11 protein-coding genes are annotated in these 15,895 nt (G+C 73.1%); 6 read left to right on the top strand and 5 right to left on the bottom strand.

Annotated features, from left to right (window positions below):
* The first annotated feature begins 301 nt into the window (after window positions 1-301).
* Complete coding sequence (locus tag ACZ5ID_RS01205; RefSeq protein ID WP_468892289.1) at window positions 302-2,698, top strand: ATP-binding cassette domain-containing protein; 2,397 nt, start codon at window positions 302-304, stop codon at window positions 2,696-2,698.
* 107 nt (window positions 2,699-2,805) lie between these two features.
* Here ACZ5ID_RS01205 and ACZ5ID_RS01200 read toward each other — a convergent pair whose 3' ends face one another.
* Window positions 2,806-3,897, bottom strand: a complete 1,092-nt coding sequence (locus ACZ5ID_RS01200; protein WP_468892287.1) for a carboxylate-amine ligase — start codon at window positions 3,895-3,897, stop codon at window positions 2,806-2,808.
* Between the two features lie 186 nt (window positions 3,898-4,083).
* Between ACZ5ID_RS01200 and ACZ5ID_RS01195 the strand changes: the two genes are divergently transcribed.
* The 3 genes from ACZ5ID_RS01195 to ACZ5ID_RS01185 are packed head-to-tail and all read left to right on the top strand — an operon-like array spanning window position 4,084 to window position 7,824.
* A complete protein-coding gene (locus tag ACZ5ID_RS01195) occupies window positions 4,084-4,722 on the top strand; it encodes a 2Fe-2S iron-sulfur cluster-binding protein (RefSeq protein WP_468892285.1) in 639 nt (212 codons plus the stop codon).
* On the top strand, window positions 4,719-5,705 hold the full coding sequence (locus ACZ5ID_RS01190) for an FAD binding domain-containing protein (protein ID WP_468892283.1): 987 nt from the start codon (window positions 4,719-4,721) through the stop codon (window positions 5,703-5,705). The genes ACZ5ID_RS01195 and ACZ5ID_RS01190 overlap by 4 nt, the downstream gene beginning before the upstream one ends.
* A 22-nt stretch (window positions 5,706-5,727) precedes the next feature.
* Window positions 5,728-7,824 carry a xanthine dehydrogenase family protein molybdopterin-binding subunit gene (locus ACZ5ID_RS01185; protein ID WP_468892281.1) on the top strand — a complete coding sequence of 699 codons (2,097 nt, stop codon included), beginning with the start codon at window positions 5,728-5,730 and terminating at the stop codon, window positions 7,822-7,824.
* A 3-nt stretch (window positions 7,825-7,827) separates the two neighbouring features.
* On the opposite strand, the gene ACZ5ID_RS01180 is transcribed toward ACZ5ID_RS01185, so the two are convergent.
* From ACZ5ID_RS01180 to ACZ5ID_RS01170, 3 genes are read right to left on the bottom strand one after another with little or no spacing between them, the layout of a single operon-like run.
* The gene (locus ACZ5ID_RS01180; RefSeq protein ID WP_468892279.1) at window positions 7,828-8,025 is read right to left on the bottom strand and encodes a CDGSH iron-sulfur domain-containing protein; all 198 of its coding nucleotides are present in this window, start codon (window positions 8,023-8,025) and stop codon (window positions 7,828-7,830) included.
* Window positions 8,006-8,659 carry a HemK2/MTQ2 family protein methyltransferase gene (locus tag ACZ5ID_RS01175; protein ID WP_468892277.1) on the bottom strand — a complete coding sequence of 218 codons (654 nt, stop codon included), beginning with the start codon at window positions 8,657-8,659 and terminating at the stop codon, window positions 8,006-8,008. Before ACZ5ID_RS01175 ends, ACZ5ID_RS01180 begins: the two co-directional genes overlap by 20 nt.
* Before the next feature lie 48 nt (window positions 8,660-8,707).
* Entirely contained in the window at window positions 8,708-9,730 is a 1,023-nt protein-coding gene (locus ACZ5ID_RS01170; RefSeq protein WP_468892275.1) for an iron-containing redox enzyme family protein, read from the bottom strand.
* Between the two features lie 157 nt (window positions 9,731-9,887).
* Here ACZ5ID_RS01170 and ACZ5ID_RS01165 point away from each other — a divergent pair, with 157 nt between their 5' ends.
* Window positions 9,888-10,388, top strand: coding sequence for a DUF6328 family protein (locus tag ACZ5ID_RS01165; protein ID WP_468892273.1), 501 nt, complete (start codon window positions 9,888-9,890; stop codon window positions 10,386-10,388).
* A gap of 113 nt (window positions 10,389-10,501) precedes the next feature.
* Window positions 10,502-12,766 (top strand): SpoIIE family protein phosphatase, encoded by a 2,265-nt coding sequence (locus tag ACZ5ID_RS01160; protein WP_468892271.1) that lies wholly within the window; start codon window positions 10,502-10,504, stop codon window positions 12,764-12,766.
* Window positions 12,767-12,806: 40 nt separating this feature from the next.
* On the opposite strand, the gene ACZ5ID_RS01155 is transcribed toward ACZ5ID_RS01160, so the two are convergent.
* On the bottom strand, window positions 12,807-15,743 hold the full coding sequence (locus ACZ5ID_RS01155; protein ID WP_468892269.1) for a hybrid sensor histidine kinase/response regulator: 2,937 nt from the start codon (window positions 15,741-15,743) through the stop codon (window positions 12,807-12,809).
* Window positions 15,744-15,895 lie beyond the last annotated feature (152 nt).

Below are 15,895 nucleotides of genomic sequence, written 5' to 3'. Positions count from 1 at the left end.
CCCGTGGGGCGGGCGGATATGACGCATGCTCCTGCCGGGGCAAAGGATTCCCCGTCGAAAGGAATGACGCGGATTTTCCCCTGAAACGAGCCCTATGCGTGCGGCGGAGACGAATTCGCCAGAGCACGGTGATGTGCGCGGGGGAGGGCGTGGGGCGCGAAACCGGCGAATACCCGGGCGCCCTGTCCGCGCCCGCCGCCGTCCTGGAGGGCGACGCTGTCGGTGGAAGCTGGTTAGATCGGTCCCGGCGCGATCCCGGCACAGATCGCGAAAGGCGCTCCGGACGGCAGAGGGAGACACGATGGGCACGGCCAGGAGAACGGACGCGGGCCCGCCCGCGCAGCCGGGCGGCGAGAGCCACGACCTGCTCCGCGTGCACGGCGCGCGCGTGAACAATCTCAAGGACGTCAGCGTCGAGATCCCCAAACGCCGGCTGACGGTGTTCACCGGAGTATCCGGCTCCGGCAAGAGCTCGCTCGTCTTCGACACGATCGCCGCCGAGTCGCAGCGGCTGATCAACGAGACGTACAGCGCCTTCGTCCAGGGCTTCATGCCCACGCTCGCCCGCCCCGAGGTCGACGTACTCGAAGGGCTGACGACCGCGATCGTCGTCGACCAGCAGCGCATCGGCGCCGACCCGCGCTCCACCGTCGGCACCGCCACCGACGCCAACGCGATGCTGCGCATCCTCTTCAGCAGGCTCGGCAGCCCCCACATCGGCCCGCCCAACGCGTACTCCTTCAACGTCCCCTCGGTCCGGGCCAGCGGCTCGATCACGGTCGAACGCGGCGCCGGCAGGACCCAGGCCGTCAAGGCGACCTACAACCGCGCCGGCGGCATGTGCACCCGCTGCGAGGGCCGGGGGTCGGTCTCCGACATCGACCTCACCCAGCTCTACGACGCCTCCAAGTCGATCGCCGAGGGCGCGTTCACCATCCCCGGCTGGAAGTCGGACAGCTTCTGGACCGTACGGGTCTACGCCGAGTCGGGCATCCTCGACCCGAACAAGCCGATCGCCCGGTTCACCAAGAAGGAGATGCACGACTTCCTCTACGGAGAGCCGACCAAGGTCAAGGTGGAGGGCGTCAACCTCACCTACGAGGGGCTGATCCCGAAGATCCAGAAGTCGATGCTCTCCAAGGACCGGGAGGCGCTGCAGCCGCACATCCGGGAGTTCGTGGACCGGGCCGTCACCTTCACCACGTGTCCCGAGTGCGACGGCACCCGGCTTAGCGAGGCGGCCCGCTCGTCGAAGATCGCGGGCATCAGCATCGCCGACGCCTGCGCGATGCAGATCAGCGACCTGGCCGCCTGGGTGCGGGACCTGGACGAGCCCACCGTGGCGCCGCTGCTCACCGGTCTGCGGCGCAGCCTCGACTCGTTCGTGGAGATCGGCCTCGGCTACCTCGCGCTGGACCGGCCCTCGGGCACGCTCTCCGGCGGCGAGGCGCAGCGTGTCAAGATGATCCGCCACCTCGGCTCCTCGCTCACCGACGTCACCTACGTCTTCGACGAGCCCACCACCGGCCTGCACCCCCATGACATCGCCCGGATGAACGACCTGCTGCTGCGGCTGCGCGACAAGGGCAACACGGTGCTGGTGGTGGAGCACAAGCCGCAGACGATCGCAATCGCCGACCACGTAGTCGACCTCGGACCCGGCGCGGGGACGGACGGCGGCACCGTCTGCTTCGAGGGCACCGTCGAGGGGCTGCGGGCGGGCGACACCGTCACCGGCCGCCACCTCGACGACCGCGCCCTGCTCAAGGAGAAGCCGCGTACGCCCAGCGGCACGCTGGAGATCCGCGGCGCGAAGGCGCACAACCTCCGCGATGTCGACGTCGACCTGCCGCTGGGCGTGCTCTGTGTGGTCACCGGGGTGGCGGGTTCCGGCAAGAGCTCCCTGGTGCACGGCTCGATCCCGCCCGGCGCGGGTGTGGTCTCGGTCGACCAGGGGTCCATCAAGGGCTCCCGGCGCAGCAACCCGGCCACGTACACCGGGCTGCTGGACCCGATCCGCAAGGCGTTCGCGAAGGCCAACGGAGTGAAGCCGGCGCTGTTCAGCGCCAACTCCGAGGGCGCCTGCCCGGGCTGCAACGGCGCCGGCGTCGTCTACACCGACCTGGCCATGATGGCCGGAGTCGCCACCACCTGCGAGGAGTGCGACGGCAAGCGGTTCGACGCCTCCGTCCTCGCCTACCGTCTGGGCGGGCGCGACATCAGCGAGGTGCTGGCGATGTCGGTGAACGAGGCCGAGGAGTTCTTCGCCGACGGCGAGGCGCGCACCCCGGCCGCGCACAAGGTCCTCACCCGGCTCTCGGACGTCGGGCTCGGCTATCTCACCCTCGGCCAGCCGCTCACCACCCTGTCCGGCGGCGAGCGCCAGCGGCTCAAGCTGGCCACCCATATGGCCGAGAAGGGCGGCGTGTACGTCCTGGACGAGCCGACCACAGGGCTCCACCTCGCCGATGTCGAGCAGTTGCTCGGCCTGCTCGACCGGCTCGTCGACGCGGGGAAGTCGGTCATCGTCGTCGAACACCATCCGGCGGTCATGGCGCACGCAGACTGGATCATCGACCTGGGGCCGGGCGCCGGCCACGACGGCGGCCGGATCGTCTTCGAGGGCAGCCCGGCCGACCTGGTGGCCGCCCGCGCCACCCTGACGGGCGAGTACCTCGCGGACTACGTGGGCGCCTGAGCCGCACGGGCCGCGCAGGCGCACGGCCCCGGCGCCCCGACCCGGATGCCCGGACGTCCGGGCATCCGGACGACTGCGCCCCGGCGCCCGGACCCGGACCCGGACGCTCAGACCGTGAGGCTCTGGCTCGTGACGAGGTCCATCACTGCCGGAATGCCGCCTTCCGTGAAGGCCCGGTGCTGCCGGTCGGCGCCGGTGCCGCGCCGCAGCAGACGCTGCATCAGCGAGTTCACCTCCAGCCCGTCACCGGCCGCCTCCAGAGCGGGGCCGATGTGGCGGGCCAGCCGGCACAGCACCTCGCCGCAGCTGCGCCGCTGCCCGTCGGGGTCGAGGAGGACGCCGCCCAGCCCCTCCCGGGCCGCGTGCCAGGTCGCGGCCTGGAGCAGTTCGAGCCGGCACTCCGGAACGGGGTCGCCGTCCTTGTGCTCGCGGATGGCGGTGGCGACCAGGGCGCGGATGATCCCGGCGAGCATCACCGCCTCGTCGACCCGCACCTGCACGTCCAGGCAGCGCACCTCGATCGTGGGGTAGCGCTCCGAAAGCCGCGCGTGCCAGTAGAGCTGCCCGCTGTCGCAGGCGGCCCCGGACGCGATCAGCGCCTCCGCCCGGCTCTCGTAGTCGTCGAGGTCGGCGAAGCGCGGCGGGGGACCACTGACCGGCCAGCGGCCGAAGACCAGGGTGCGCCAGCTCGCGAACCCGGTGTCGCCGCCGTGCCACAGCGGTGAGTTGGCCGACATGGCCAGCAGTGTGGGCAGCCAGACCCGGATCCGGTTGAGCACGGCGACACCGACCTCGCGGTCGGGCACGCCGACATGTACGTGCATGCCGTTGATGAGCTGCTCGTCGACCAGCTGCTTCGCGTTCGTACGCATCGCCAGATAGCGGGGCCGCGGAGTGACGGGGACGGGCCCCGCGCCGTTGACGGGGGCGGCTCCCACGGCGGCGACCCGGCAGCCCAGCCGCTCGGCCGCGGCCCCCACCGTGCGTCGCAGCCGCGCCAGATGGCCGCCCAGCTCCGCCAGGGTCAGGCAGACCGGGGTCGCGACCTCCACCTGAGCCTGGAGCAGCTCCAGCTGCACCTCCGGCTCCCCGACCGCATCCGGCCCGGTCAGCGCCCGTACCTCTTGCGAACGGGGCAGGGGCCGGCCGGTCACGGGGTCCACCAGCAAATACTCTTCTTCGACCCCAAAGGTGAGCATGACAGGTGGTTACCCGTCCGTGGACCGCGCGAACCGGCATGGGTTTGCGCCACTCGGCCGGTACGGGCCCGGTGTACCGCCGCGCGGGCGGCGTCCGGATCAGCCGGACGCGCCCGAGATGCCGGAGCGCGCCGGCTGTACCAGGGTGGAGAATCCGCCGACCCGTCGGACCGAGGAGCCGTGAGGATGGAAGCAAGCGATGGCCCGCGTGACCCCAGCCCCCGACCCGGCTCCGGTGCGGCCGAGCACGGAGCCCTGCTCCCGCCGACGCACTCGCGCGTGACCCTGCGCGTCAACGACACCGTCCACGTCCTCGAACTCGACCACCGCACCACCCTCCTCGACCTGCTGCGCGAACACCTCGCCCTGACCGGCTCCAAGAAGGGCTGCGACCAGGGGCAGTGCGGCGCGTGCACGGTGCTCCTCGACGGCCGGCGGGTCAACAGCTGTCTGCTGCTGGCCGTCGCCCAGGAGGGATGCGACGTGGTCACCGTGGAGGGACTGGCCGACACGGCGGGCTCCGACGGGGAGCTGCACCCCCTGCAACAGGCGTTCCTCGACCGGGACGCGCTCCAGTGCGGCTACTGCACTCCGGGCCAGCTCTGCTCGGCCGTGGGCATGCTGGACGAGGCCCGGTCCGGCCAGCCCTCGGTGGTCACCGACACCGAACGGCCGCCCGGCGACGGACCGGTGCGGCTGACCGCGGACGAGATCCGGGAGCGCCTGAGCGGCAACCTGTGCCGGTGCGGGGCGTATCCGCACATCGTGGAGGCCGTCCAGGAAGTCGTCCTGCGGGACCTGGCCGCCCGGGAGGTGACGGCGTGAAACCGTTGAACTATGTGCGTGCCCGGAGCGTCGAGGAGGCCGCCGCCGCCCACGCGGGCCGCCCCGACGCCAAGTACCTGGGCGGCGGCACCAACCTCGTCGACCTGATGAAGCTCGGCGTGGAACGGCCCGAGGTGCTCATCGACATCACCCGGCTCCCCCTCGCCCAGGTGGAGGAGCTGCCCGACGGCGCCCTGCGGATCGGGGCGACCGTGCGCAACACCGACCTCGCCGTGCACCCGCTGGTCCGCGAGCGCTATCCGGTGCTCTCGCAGGCGGTGCTCAGCGGCGCCTCGGGGCAGTTGCGCAATGTGGCCACCACGGCGGGAAACCTCCTCCAGCGCACCCGCTGCGCCTACTTCCAGGACCTGGGCAAGCCGTGCAACAAGCGGGTCCCGGGCAGCGGCTGCGGCGCCCTGGACGGCGTCAACCGCGACCACGCGGTGCTCGGCCACTCCCCGCACTGCGTCGCCACCCACCCCTCCGACCTCGCCGTCGCGCTGGCGGCCCTGGACGCGGTGGTGGAGATGGCCGGGCCCGGCGGCGGCCGGACGGTCGAGCTGACCGAATTCCACCGGCTGCCGGAGGACACCCCCGACCAGGAGACCGTGCTGCGCCCCGGCGAGCTCATCACGAGCGTGCTGCTGCCGGCCCTGCCCGGCGGCACCGTCTCGCGCTACCGCAAGGCCCGCGACCGCGCGTCGTTCGCCTTCGCGCTCGCCTCCGTCGCCGCCGCCGTCAAGGTGGAGCGCGGAGTGGTGCGGCACATCGGCGTCGCCTTCGGGGGAGTGGCCCACCGCCCCTGGCGCGCCCGGCGGACCGAGGCCGCGCTGCTGGGCGGTCCGGCCACCGACGAGGCGGTCGCCCGGGCCGTGGACGACGAGCTCGCCGCCGCCGTGCCGCTGCGGGACAACGCGTACAAGGTGACGCTCGCCCGCGACCTCGCCCGTGAGGTGCTCGGTTCGCTGATCGCCCGGTCCTGAACACCCCGAGAGGAGAGCCGCCGTGGGATCGAGCCCGAGCCCCCTGGGCGCGCCGGTCGAACGCCGCGAAGGCCGCGCGAAGGTGACCGGCGCCGCCAAGTACGCGACGGAGTACGCGCCGCCCGGTCGGGTCCACGCCTGGCCGGTGCCCGCCACCGTCGCGCGCGGCAAGGTCACCTCCCTCGACACCTCGGCCGCCCTCGCGCTGCCCGGCGTACTGGCCGTGCTCACCCACGACACCGCGCCCCGCCTCGCCGGAGGGGACGACCCCACGCTCGCCGTGCTCCAGGACGCCCGGGTGCCGCATCACGGCTGGCCGGTGGCGCTGGCCGTCGCCGAGACCCTGGAGGCGGCCCGCGAGGCCGCCCGGGCGGTACGGGTCGGCTACGCGAGCGAGCCGCACGACACCACCCTGACCTGGGACCACCCGGACGCCTATGAGCCCGACAAGGTCAACGGGGGATACCCCGGGGAGCGCCGGCAGGGTGATCCCGAGGGCGCGTTCGCCGAGGCGGCGGTGCGGGTGGACGTGTCGTACACGGTGCCACCGCTGCACAACCACCCCATGGAGCCGCACGGGGCCACCGCGATGTGGCAGGGCGACTCACTCACCGTGTTCGACTCCAGCCAGGGCGCCGACACCGTACGTGAGGTGCTGGCGCAGCTCTTCTCACTGCCCGAGGAACGGGTCAGCGTCGTCTGCGAGCACGTCGGCGGCGGTTTCGGCTCCAAGGGCACGCCCCGCCCGCATGTCGTCCTGGCCGCGCTGGCCGCCCGGCACACCGGCCGCCCCGTACAACTCGCCCTGCCCCGGCGGGAGTTGACCGAACTCGTCGGGCACCGGGCCCCGACCCTGCACCGCCTTCGGCTCGGCGCCCGGCCCGACGGCACCCTCACCTCGCTGATCCACGAGGTGACCACCCACACCTCACGGGTGAAGGAGTTCGTCGAGCAGGCGGCGGTGCCGGCCCGGGTGATGTACGCCAGCGGGAGCAGCCGCACCAGCCACCGGGCGGTGGCCCTGGACGTACCCACCCCGTCCTGGATGCGCGCACCGGGCGAGACCCCCGGTATGTACGCCCTGGAGTCGGCCGTCGACGAGCTGGCGAGCGCGCTGGGGATGGACCCCGTGGAGTTGCGGGTGTGCAACGAGCCCCCGGCCGAGCCGGACAGCGGGCACCCCTTCAGCAGCCGGCACCTGGTCGAGTGCCTGCGCGAGGGCGCGGCGCGCTTCGGCTGGGCCGGGCGCGACCCGCGGCCGGGTGTGCGCCGTTCGGGGCCGTGGCTGACCGGTACCGGGGTCGCCGCCGCCACCTATCCGGTCCTGATCTCACCGAGCCGGGCGATGGTGACCGCCCACTCGGACGGGCTGTACGTGGTACGGATCAACGCCACCGACATCGGCACCGGCGCCCGTACCGTGCTCGCCCAGGTCGCCGCCGAGGCGCTGGGCGTCGGCGTGGAGTCGGTCCGTACCGAGATCGGTCTCACCGGGCTCCCCAGGGCCCCGCTCGCGGGCGGGTCCTCCGGCACCTCGTCCTGGGGCTGGGCGGTGCACGAGGCGTGCCGGAACCTGACCCGGCAGCTCGCGGCCCGGCCCGGCCCGCTGCCGCCCGGGGGACTGACGGCCTCCGCCGACACCGAGGGCACCGCGGACGCGGAGACCCCGTACGCGCGGCACGCGTTCGGCGCTCACTTCGCCGAGACCGCCGTCGACACCGGCACCGGCGAGGTACGGGTGCGGCGGCTGCTCGGGGTCTACGCGGCCGGGCGCATCCTCAACGCACGCACCGCCCGCTCCCAGTTCATCGGCGGCATGGTCATGGGCCTGGGGATGGCGCTCACCGAGAGCGGCAGCCTCGACCCGGCCTCCGGCGCCTTCATCGGCAGCGATCTGGCCGGTTACCACGTGCCCGCCCACGCCGACGTGCCCGCGATCGAGGCGCACTGGATCGACGAGGAGGACCCCCACCTCAACCCGATGGGAAGCAAGGGCATCGGGGAGATCGGGATCGTGGGGACGGCCGCCGCGATCGGCAACGCCGTCCACCACGCCACCGGCGTCCGCTTCCGCGAGCTGCCGCTCACCCCGGACCGGGTCCACGCCGCACTCGGCTGACGCTCAGACGCGGCGGCGGTGGCTGGTGTCGCACCACGGATAGGTCCGGCTGCGCCGGCAGGTGCACAGCGCTACCACGCAGCGGTCGGAGAAAGCGCTGCTGCCGTCCTCCAGGACGACCTCCACGGGCCCCTCCACCAGGACGGGCCCCTCGCGCCGCACGCGGATGCGGCGCGGCTCGTCATTCGGGTCGTTCGGCACGGATGACCACCAGCTCTTCCGTCGTCTCGTCGTCCTCGATCAGGCCCTGCGCGTCCAGCCAGGTCCGGCGCTCGCGGAGCACCGGCCCGAAGGGGATGAAGCGGCGCGCGACGACGGCCGCCTTCAGGCCCTCGGCGCGCAGCTCCCGCAGGCTCGTGTCCGGGTCGCTCAGCGCGGAGTGGACCATCAGCAGCGCGCCGCCGGGGCGCAGCAGGGGCGGTGCCTCGCCGCAGATGCGGCGCACCAGCAGCCGTCCGTCGTACCCGGCGTCCCACGCCCGCGCGGCGCCGCGCCGGGGTGCGGTGGCGGTGCGGGCGGGGACGTAGGGCGGGTTGCTCAGGATGAGGTCGTAGGCGCCGCCCACGACCGGGGTCAGCAGGTCTCCGCGCAGCACGCGGACCGGCAGCCGGGCCAGCCGGGCGTTGAGGCGCGCGGTCAGGACGGCGCGCCGGGAGATGTCGATCGCGGTCACGTCGGCCCCGCGCCGGGCGGCGACGAGGGCCAGCGCGCCGGTGCCGGTGCCCACGTCGAGGACCCGGGCGCCCGGGAACAGCGGCTCCTCGTACAGAGCCTCGGCCAGCAGAGCGGTGTCGGCCTGCGGGGCGTAGACGCCGGGTAGGGCGAGAAGGGTCATGTGCGCCGAGTGCCCGGGAATCAAGAAAGGATCCCACTAAATCATGGTTTATCGGATCGGAACCTGGTCCAGCACGTGCTCCAGCGGCCTGCGCAGCGAGGAACGGCCCGCCCGCCAGTGCCCGAGCAGCTCCTCCCCGAAGCGGTCCTCCAGGAACACCGTGGCGTCGATACCGAACACGACATCGTCCGTGAGCCCCGGTTCCTCCTCCAGAAGGCCGCCGATCACCTCGTGCCGCACCACCTGCTCGTGCACCGCGTCGGCCTCCACGTGCTCGGTGTAGAACAGCTCGGCGGCGGCTCCCGCGCCCGTGCGCTTCATCGCCAGCGCCATCCGCCGGGAACTTGGCGACGAGGTGATCTCCAGCGTGGCGAAGTGGCCGACGAGGGCACCCCGCAGGCTCCGGTGCAGTCCCAGCAGCGACATCAGGTTGACGGTGGCCAGCATCCCGGCGGAGGCGGCGTCCAGATAGCGGCCGTAGGCCGTGTCGAGGCCGAGGTCGGTCATCAGGTCGGCGAAGAGCCTGGCGTGCACCCGCTCGGCCCGCCCGCCGCCGAACTCGTCGAACTCCACCGCCGCCATCCCCGCCTTCGCCCGGCCCCACAGCCGGGGCAGCACCCAGGCGTGCGGATCGGCCTCCTTCAGGTGGTACAGCGAGCGCTGGGCGGCGTACTCCCGCAGCTGCCACAGCTCCCCCTCCTCCTGGAGGTGGTGCGAGACACCGCTGCCGTGGACCGGCTCCACCAGCAGCTCGCCCAGGGCGTCGTCCAGGTCGTGCCCGCGGACCGCGTCCCTGCGCAGGGCGGCCAGGAAACGCCCCTCCAGCAGGGCGCGCGCGGTGAGCAGCGCGGGATCCCACTCGCAGCCGTCGTCCACCCCGGCGAAGCCGCGGTAGTGCGGCTCGTAGCAGACGTACAGCGCGAGCTGGAGGTCGTCGCCGTAGGGCTCGGCGCGGTCGACGGCCCGCGCGTCCGGGAGGGGGGTGCCCTCGCCGCGCAGGTGGCCGATCACCGCCGCGGAGAGCTCGCCGCGGGCGTCCGGAAGGGCGGGGCCCCGTTGATCGATGGTCATGATCTGTGGGTACCCGTTCCACGCCGTCCGCAACGGTGGCCTCAGCGGTCCCTCCGGACCGTAGGGCTCCGATTGCGATCCGGGGGACCGGGTACCGATGCGTGACCACGACCGGTGGACGGTCGTTCGGGGAAGGCAACAGCGGCAGGAGGATGTCATGGGCAGCGGCGACAGCGGACGGCGCGTGGACGACGGGCGCGACGAGAGCGCGGCGGACCGCGCGGACCGCAAATGGGGCGACCTCCTCCAGGAGATCCGGGTGGCCCAGACCGGAGTGCAGATCCTCTTCGGCTTCCTCCTCACGGTCGCCTTCACCCCGCTCTTCCACCAGCTCGGAGACGGCGAGAAGGGGATCTACATCTGCACGGTCGTCCTGGGCTCGCTGACCACGGGCGCCCTGGTGGCCCCGGTCTCCTTCCACCGGATCCTCTCCGGGCGCCACATCAAACCGACCGCCGTCGTCTGGGCCTCCCGGCTCACCTTCACCGGCCTGGTGCTGCTGTTCGCCACGATGACCTCCTCGCTCGTCCTGGTCCTGCGGGTGGCCTCGCACGGCGGGTACTGGCCGTGGCTGGTGGGCGGCGTGGTGATCTGGTACCTGGTGTGCTGGTTCGTGCTGCCCCTGTGGGTGCGGCACCGGCACACCACGGACGGCTGAGGCGGGCCCCTGCCGGGCCCGGGCGGCTGCCCGAGAACCGGGGGCGCCGCACGCGTAAAATCCCCAGAGGACACTTCGGGCCGCTCTCCGAACCGCTCGGGACGGGGGATGCCGTGATCAAGCCGGTGCCGGAAAACACGGGGAGTACGGGCGCGCAGACCGCCGCCACCATCGCCGCGCTCTGGGCCGAGGCCGAGCGGCTCCGCGCGGACCGTGCCCGGCTGCACCTGCTGGACCTGGCGACCGGCGTTCTCGCGGCGCAGCTCCGGCTCGCCCCCGCCCAGGCGCGAGAACACCTGGAGAAGCTCTCCGCGGACACCGGCGTCAGCCCCGAGGACCTGGCGGCGGACGTGGTGAACGGCGTCGCGGGCGGCGAAGGCGCCGCCCCGGCCGCCGAAGGCGCGCCGCCGCCGGACGAGGCCCGCAGGAACCGCCGGGCGCTGGCGGCGGCCGAAACCCACGACAGCGTCGACGAAGCCGCCCGAGCCCTGCTGGAGGGCGGTCTCGCACCCCTGGGCGCGCAGAGCCTGTGGCTGTGGCGGCGTACGGAGACGGGCTGTCTGCGGCTCGCCGGGCACGCCGGGGTCGGCGCCGCCGAAGCGGTGGTGTGGCAGTGGATCCCGCCGGGGGCCCCGGCGGCGTTCCACGCCGCGATGGCCGACGGCGCCCCCTGCTGGCTCGGTTCCGGCCCGCTGCCGGGCGAGCCGCTGCCGGGCCCCGGCCGGGGGGCGGGCCGGGCCCTGCTGCCGCTGAGCAGCCAGGGAACGGTCGTGGGCCTGGCCCTCGTCGTCTGGCCCGACGAGGTGGACTTCGACCCGCGGCTGCGCCGCGCCCTCACCGGGCTGACCGAGGTCGCCGGAACGGTACTCGCCGGTATCGAGGGCGAGCCGTCCGAGGTGCCGGTGCTGATGGACGTCCTGGACGCGCTCGGCCACCCCGCGATGATGCTGCGCGGCGCCCCCGACTCCCTGACGCTGTCGGTCGAGTACACCAACGGCCCCGCGATCCGCAGTCTGGGCGGCTCCGCACCACCCGTCGGACAGCCGCTCGCCCTCGCCTTCCCGTACGTCCACACCGAACTGGCCCGCCTGGCCCGCGGCGCGCACGGTTCGGCCCGGCGGCAGAGCGTGGCCCGGCTGCCCCGGATCGCGGGCGAGGCGGCGACGGCCCCGCTCCTGGACGTACGTGTGCTGCCCGCCGGCACCGACCGGACCGTGGTCCTCTGGCACGCCAGCAGCGACCCGGAGATGTCCGCGGCCCGGGCCGTCGGCCACCTCGAAGGCGTGGCGCTGTTCCGCGACAGCGTGGTGGGGGGCGACTCGGTGTGGTCCGCGCCCGCCTACCGCATCTTCGGCATCGACCGGGGCGCCGCCCCCGTACCGCTGCTCGCCATGCGCTCGTGGCTGCACCCCGACGACGGCGACGCCCTCACCCACCTGCTCACCACCCTCACCGAGCACCAGCGGGGCGCGCTCGCGGTGCTGCGGATCATCCGCGCCGACGGCACCATGCGCCATGTCCGCGTCGCGGCGGAGCCGCTCGTCGACGACGGTGTGGTGACCGGTATCAGCGGCGTCTACCAGGACGTCTCCGCGAGCCGGCGCACCGAGGCCGCGCTGACCGCGACCTTCGACCAGCTCACGGCCGTCCAGAAGCAGGCGGCCATCCGCGACGAGATGGCCCTGCGGCTCCAGCAGGCCATCGTGCCCGAGACACCGGGCATACAGGAGCTGCCCGGGCTCTCGGTCGCGGCCCGCTACCGGCCGGCCGCGCAGGAGTACCGCGTCGGCGGCGACTGGTACGACGCGCTGCCGCTGCCCAGCGGTCAGGTGCTGCTGGCGGTGGGTGACATCGCCGGACACGGCATCGACTCCGCGACGGGCATGGTGGCGCTGCGCAACGCGCTGCGGGGACTGGCCTTCAGCGGCCAGACGGCGGGGCGGCTGATGGAGTGGCTCAACGAGGTCACGCTCCGCACCAGCGGCGGCCCGACCGCCACCGCCCTGTGCGCCCTGTACGATCCGCGCGACCGGTCCCTGCGGTGGTCCAGCGCGGGGCACCTGCCGCTGCTGTTGCTGCGCGAGGGCCGCGCCCGGCTGCTCGACGGGCCGCACGACCTGCTGCTCGGCGCGGTCCCGTCCGTGACGTACCGGGAGATCCACACACCGCTGCGCCCCGGCGACACCCTGCTGCTCTACACGGACGGTCTCATCGAGCGCCGCCACGACGCCCTCGACCAGGGGCTGGAGACACTGGTCGGTCTCGCCGAGCGGTGGAGCGGCTGCGAGGTCGACGAACAGGTGGAGCGGCTCCTCGCGGCGGCGACCGGTGACACCGACGACGACACCAGCGTCGTCGCGATACGCGTACGGTGCTGAACGACTGCCGCACGCACGGCAGTCGGTGTGCCGGGCGGAGTCACTCCTTGCTGAGGTGGTCGCGGATGACGGCCAGCAGCCGGTCCGCGTCCACCGGTTTGGCGACGTACTCGTCCACCCCCGCCGCGAGCGCCTTGGCGCGCTCCCCGGGCATCGCCTTCGCGGTCACCGCGATGATGGGGAGGTGGGCGGAGCGGGGCCGGCGCCGGATCTCCGCGGTGGCCGCGTAACCGTCCATCCCGGCCATCATCACGTCCATCACCACCAGGTCCACGTCGTCGCGCGAGGCCAGCAGATCGATCCCGGCCTGGCCCCCGGCGGCCGTCAGCACCACCATCCCGGCACGTTCGAGGATCTGGGTGAGCGCGAAGACGTTGCGGGCGTCGTCGTCGATGACCAGGACGGTGTGCCCGGACGGCTGGGCGGTACCGCCCGTCGCGGCCACCGGTACGGGCCGCTCCGCGGCGAGACCGTCCACCCGGTGGCCGGTCTCGCCACGGAGCGGCATGTAGAGCGTGAAGGTGCTGCCCCGGCCCACCGCGCTCTCCGCCACGATCACCCCTCCGAGCAGCCGGGCCACCTCCCGGCTGATGGACAGTCCCAGGCCCGTGCCCCCGTAGCGCCGGGCGGCGGTGCCGTCGCCCTGGTGGAAGGCGCCGAAGACGCTCTCCAGACGGTCCTCGGGGATGCCCACCCCGGTGTCGGTGACCCGGAAGGCGAGCGCGGGACCCGAGGAGCGCAGGGCCTGCGGGAGTTCGTCGGCGCCGGCGTTGTGGATGTCGAGCTGGACATGGCCGCTCTCGGTGAACTTCAGGGCGTTGGAGAGCAGGTTGCGCAGGATCTGGCGCAGCCGGGCCTCGTCGGTGGTGAGCTCGTCGGGGATGCCGGGGGCGGCCACGATACGGAAGTCCAGGGAGCGTTCGGCGGCCACCGGACGGAACGTGGCACCCAGGTAGTCGAGCAACTGCCGCAGCGCGAACCGCTCGGGGCGGATGTCCATCTTCCCGGCCTCGACCTTGGACAGATCCAGGATGTCGTTGATGAGCTGGAGCAGGTCGGAGCCGGCGGAGTGGATGACCTCGGCGTAGTCGACCTGCTTCTCCGTCAGGTTCCCCTCCGGGTTCTGGGCCAGCAGCCGGGCCAGGATGAGCAGGCTGTTGAGCGGAGTGCGCAGCTCATGGCTCATGTTCGCGAGGAACTGCGACTTGTACATCGAGGTGCGCGACAGCTGCTGGGCCCGGACCTCCAGCTCCTGGCGGGCCTGCTCGATCTCCAGGTTCTTCCCCTCGATGTCCCGGTTGCGGTCGGCCAGCAGTGCGGCCTTCTCCTTCAGCTCGGCGTTGGAGCGCTGGAGCTCCTGCTGCTGTTCCTGCAACTCCTGGGAGCGGGCGCGCAGTTCGGCGGTGAGCCGCTGCGACTTCCCGAGCAGTTGGTCGGTGCGGACAGTGGCGATGAGCGAACCGACGTTGACGCCCACCGTCTCGATGAACCGGTCCAGGAAGTCCCGGTGCAGCTCGCTGAAGGGGCGCAGCGCGGCCAGTTCCACCACGCCGAGCACCTGCTCCTCGACGACCACCGGCAGGATGATCAGCTGGCCGGGGTCGGCCCGGCCGGTGCCGGAGGCGATCGTGGCGTAACCGGGCGGTACCTGATCGACGACGACCGTACGCCGTCTGCGGGCCGCCTCGCCCACCAGCGACTGGCCCAGGAGGAAGCGGCGGGGGCCCGCCGCGGGATCGTCGGGGGAGCCGTAGGAGGCGGTCATGACCAGCTCGGTGCCGTGCGGGCTGTCATGGGTCAGGAAGAAGGCGCCGTACTGCGCGCCCACCAGCGGCGGCACCTCGCTCATGATCAGCTCGGCGAGTTCCGGCAGACCGGACGTGCCCTGCGCCAGCCCGGACACCCGGGCGAGGTTGGTCTTCAGCCAGTCCTGCGCCTCGTTGGCCCGGGTGGTGGCCCGCAGCGACTCGACCATCGCGTTGATGTTGTCCTTCAGTTCGCCCACCTCGCCGGGGGCGTCGACCGTGATCGAGCGGGTGAGGTCCCCCTCGGCGACGGCGCTGGTCACCTCGGCGATCGCGCGGACCTGCCGGGTGAGGTTCCCGGCCAGCTCGTTGACGTTCTCGGTGAGCCGCTTCCAGGTGCCGGAGACACCCTCCACCTCCGCCTGCCCGCCGAGCCGGCCCTCACTGCCCACCTCCCGGGCGACCCGGGTCACCTCGGCGGCGAACGAAGACAGCTGGTCGACCATCGTGTTGATGGTGGTCTTGAGTGCCAGGATCTCCCCGCGCGCGTCCACGTCGATCCTGCGCGTCAGGTCGCCGCCCGCCACGGCCGTGGTGACCTGCGCGATGTTGCGCACCTGACTGGTCAGGTTGCCCGCCATGGAGTTGACGTTGTCCGTCAGGTCCTTCCAGGTGCCCGACACACCGCGTACGGTCGCCTGACCGCCGAGCTTGCCGTCGGTGCCCACCTCCCGGGCCACCCGGCTGACCTCCTCCGCGAAGGAGGAGAGGCGGTCGACCATGGTGTTGATGGTCTCCTTCAGCTCCAGGATCTCGCCGCGCGCGTCCACCCGGATCTTCTGGGTGAGGTCGCCGCGCGCCACCGCCGTGGCGACCTGCGCGATGGAGCGCACCTGGGAGGTGAGGTTGTCGGCCATGGTGTTCACACCGGAGGTCAGCTCCAGCCACACACCCCGCACCCGGGGCTCCCTGGCGTGGCCGCCGAGCAGCCCCTGTCCGCCGACCTCGCGGGCCACCCGGGTGACCTCGGAGGTGACCAGGGAGAGCTGTTCCACCATCCCGTTGTAGATGGTCGCGATCTCCCCGAGGAGACCGCCCTCCTCGGCGGGCAGACGCGCGGACAGATCCCCGTCCCGTACGGCGGTGAGTCCCGCGAGGAGTCTGCGCAGCGCGTCCTCCGCCGGGCCCGCCGGGGTGTCCGGGGAGCGGTCGCCGGGGGCGGGGACGTCCATCGCAACCTCGCATCGAGCCGTCGGCACGCACGGCCCGTGAGCGGCGCGCGCGTGCGGGGGTTCGCGCGTGCGGCGAACTCGACGGGCGCCTCCACTCTGGCACGATCGGCCCGCGCCGACATCCCGGGGCGCGGCCCGCGTGCCCCCGTGAC

It is taken from the genome of Streptomyces sp. NPDC031670, from assembly GCF_055580545.1.
Note: the sequence above shows the minus strand (reverse complement) of the source record. Positions and strands in the feature narration are given on the sequence as shown.

What these genes read in the sequence shown, in the direction of transcription:
- ACZ5ID_RS01175 (WP_468892277.1), bottom strand. Translation starts at nt 8,659, where the DNA reads ATGACCCTTCTCGCCCTACCCGGCGTCTACGCCCCGCAGGCCGACACC.
- ACZ5ID_RS01200 (WP_468892287.1), bottom strand. Translation starts at nt 3,897, where the DNA reads ATGCTCACCTTTGGGGTCGAAGAAGAGTATTTGCTGGTGGACCCCGTG.
- ACZ5ID_RS01205 (WP_468892289.1), top strand. Translation starts at nt 302, where the DNA reads ATGGGCACGGCCAGGAGAACGGACGCGGGCCCGCCCGCGCAGCCGGGC.
- ACZ5ID_RS01195 (WP_468892285.1), top strand. Translation starts at nt 4,084, where the DNA reads ATGGAAGCAAGCGATGGCCCGCGTGACCCCAGCCCCCGACCCGGCTCC.
- ACZ5ID_RS01170 (WP_468892275.1), bottom strand. Translation starts at nt 9,730, where the DNA reads ATGACCATCGATCAACGGGGCCCCGCCCTTCCGGACGCCCGCGGCGAG.
- ACZ5ID_RS01155 (WP_468892269.1), bottom strand. Translation starts at nt 15,743, where the DNA reads ATGGACGTCCCCGCCCCCGGCGACCGCTCCCCGGACACCCCGGCGGGC.
- ACZ5ID_RS01165 (WP_468892273.1), top strand. Translation starts at nt 9,888, where the DNA reads ATGGGCAGCGGCGACAGCGGACGGCGCGTGGACGACGGGCGCGACGAG.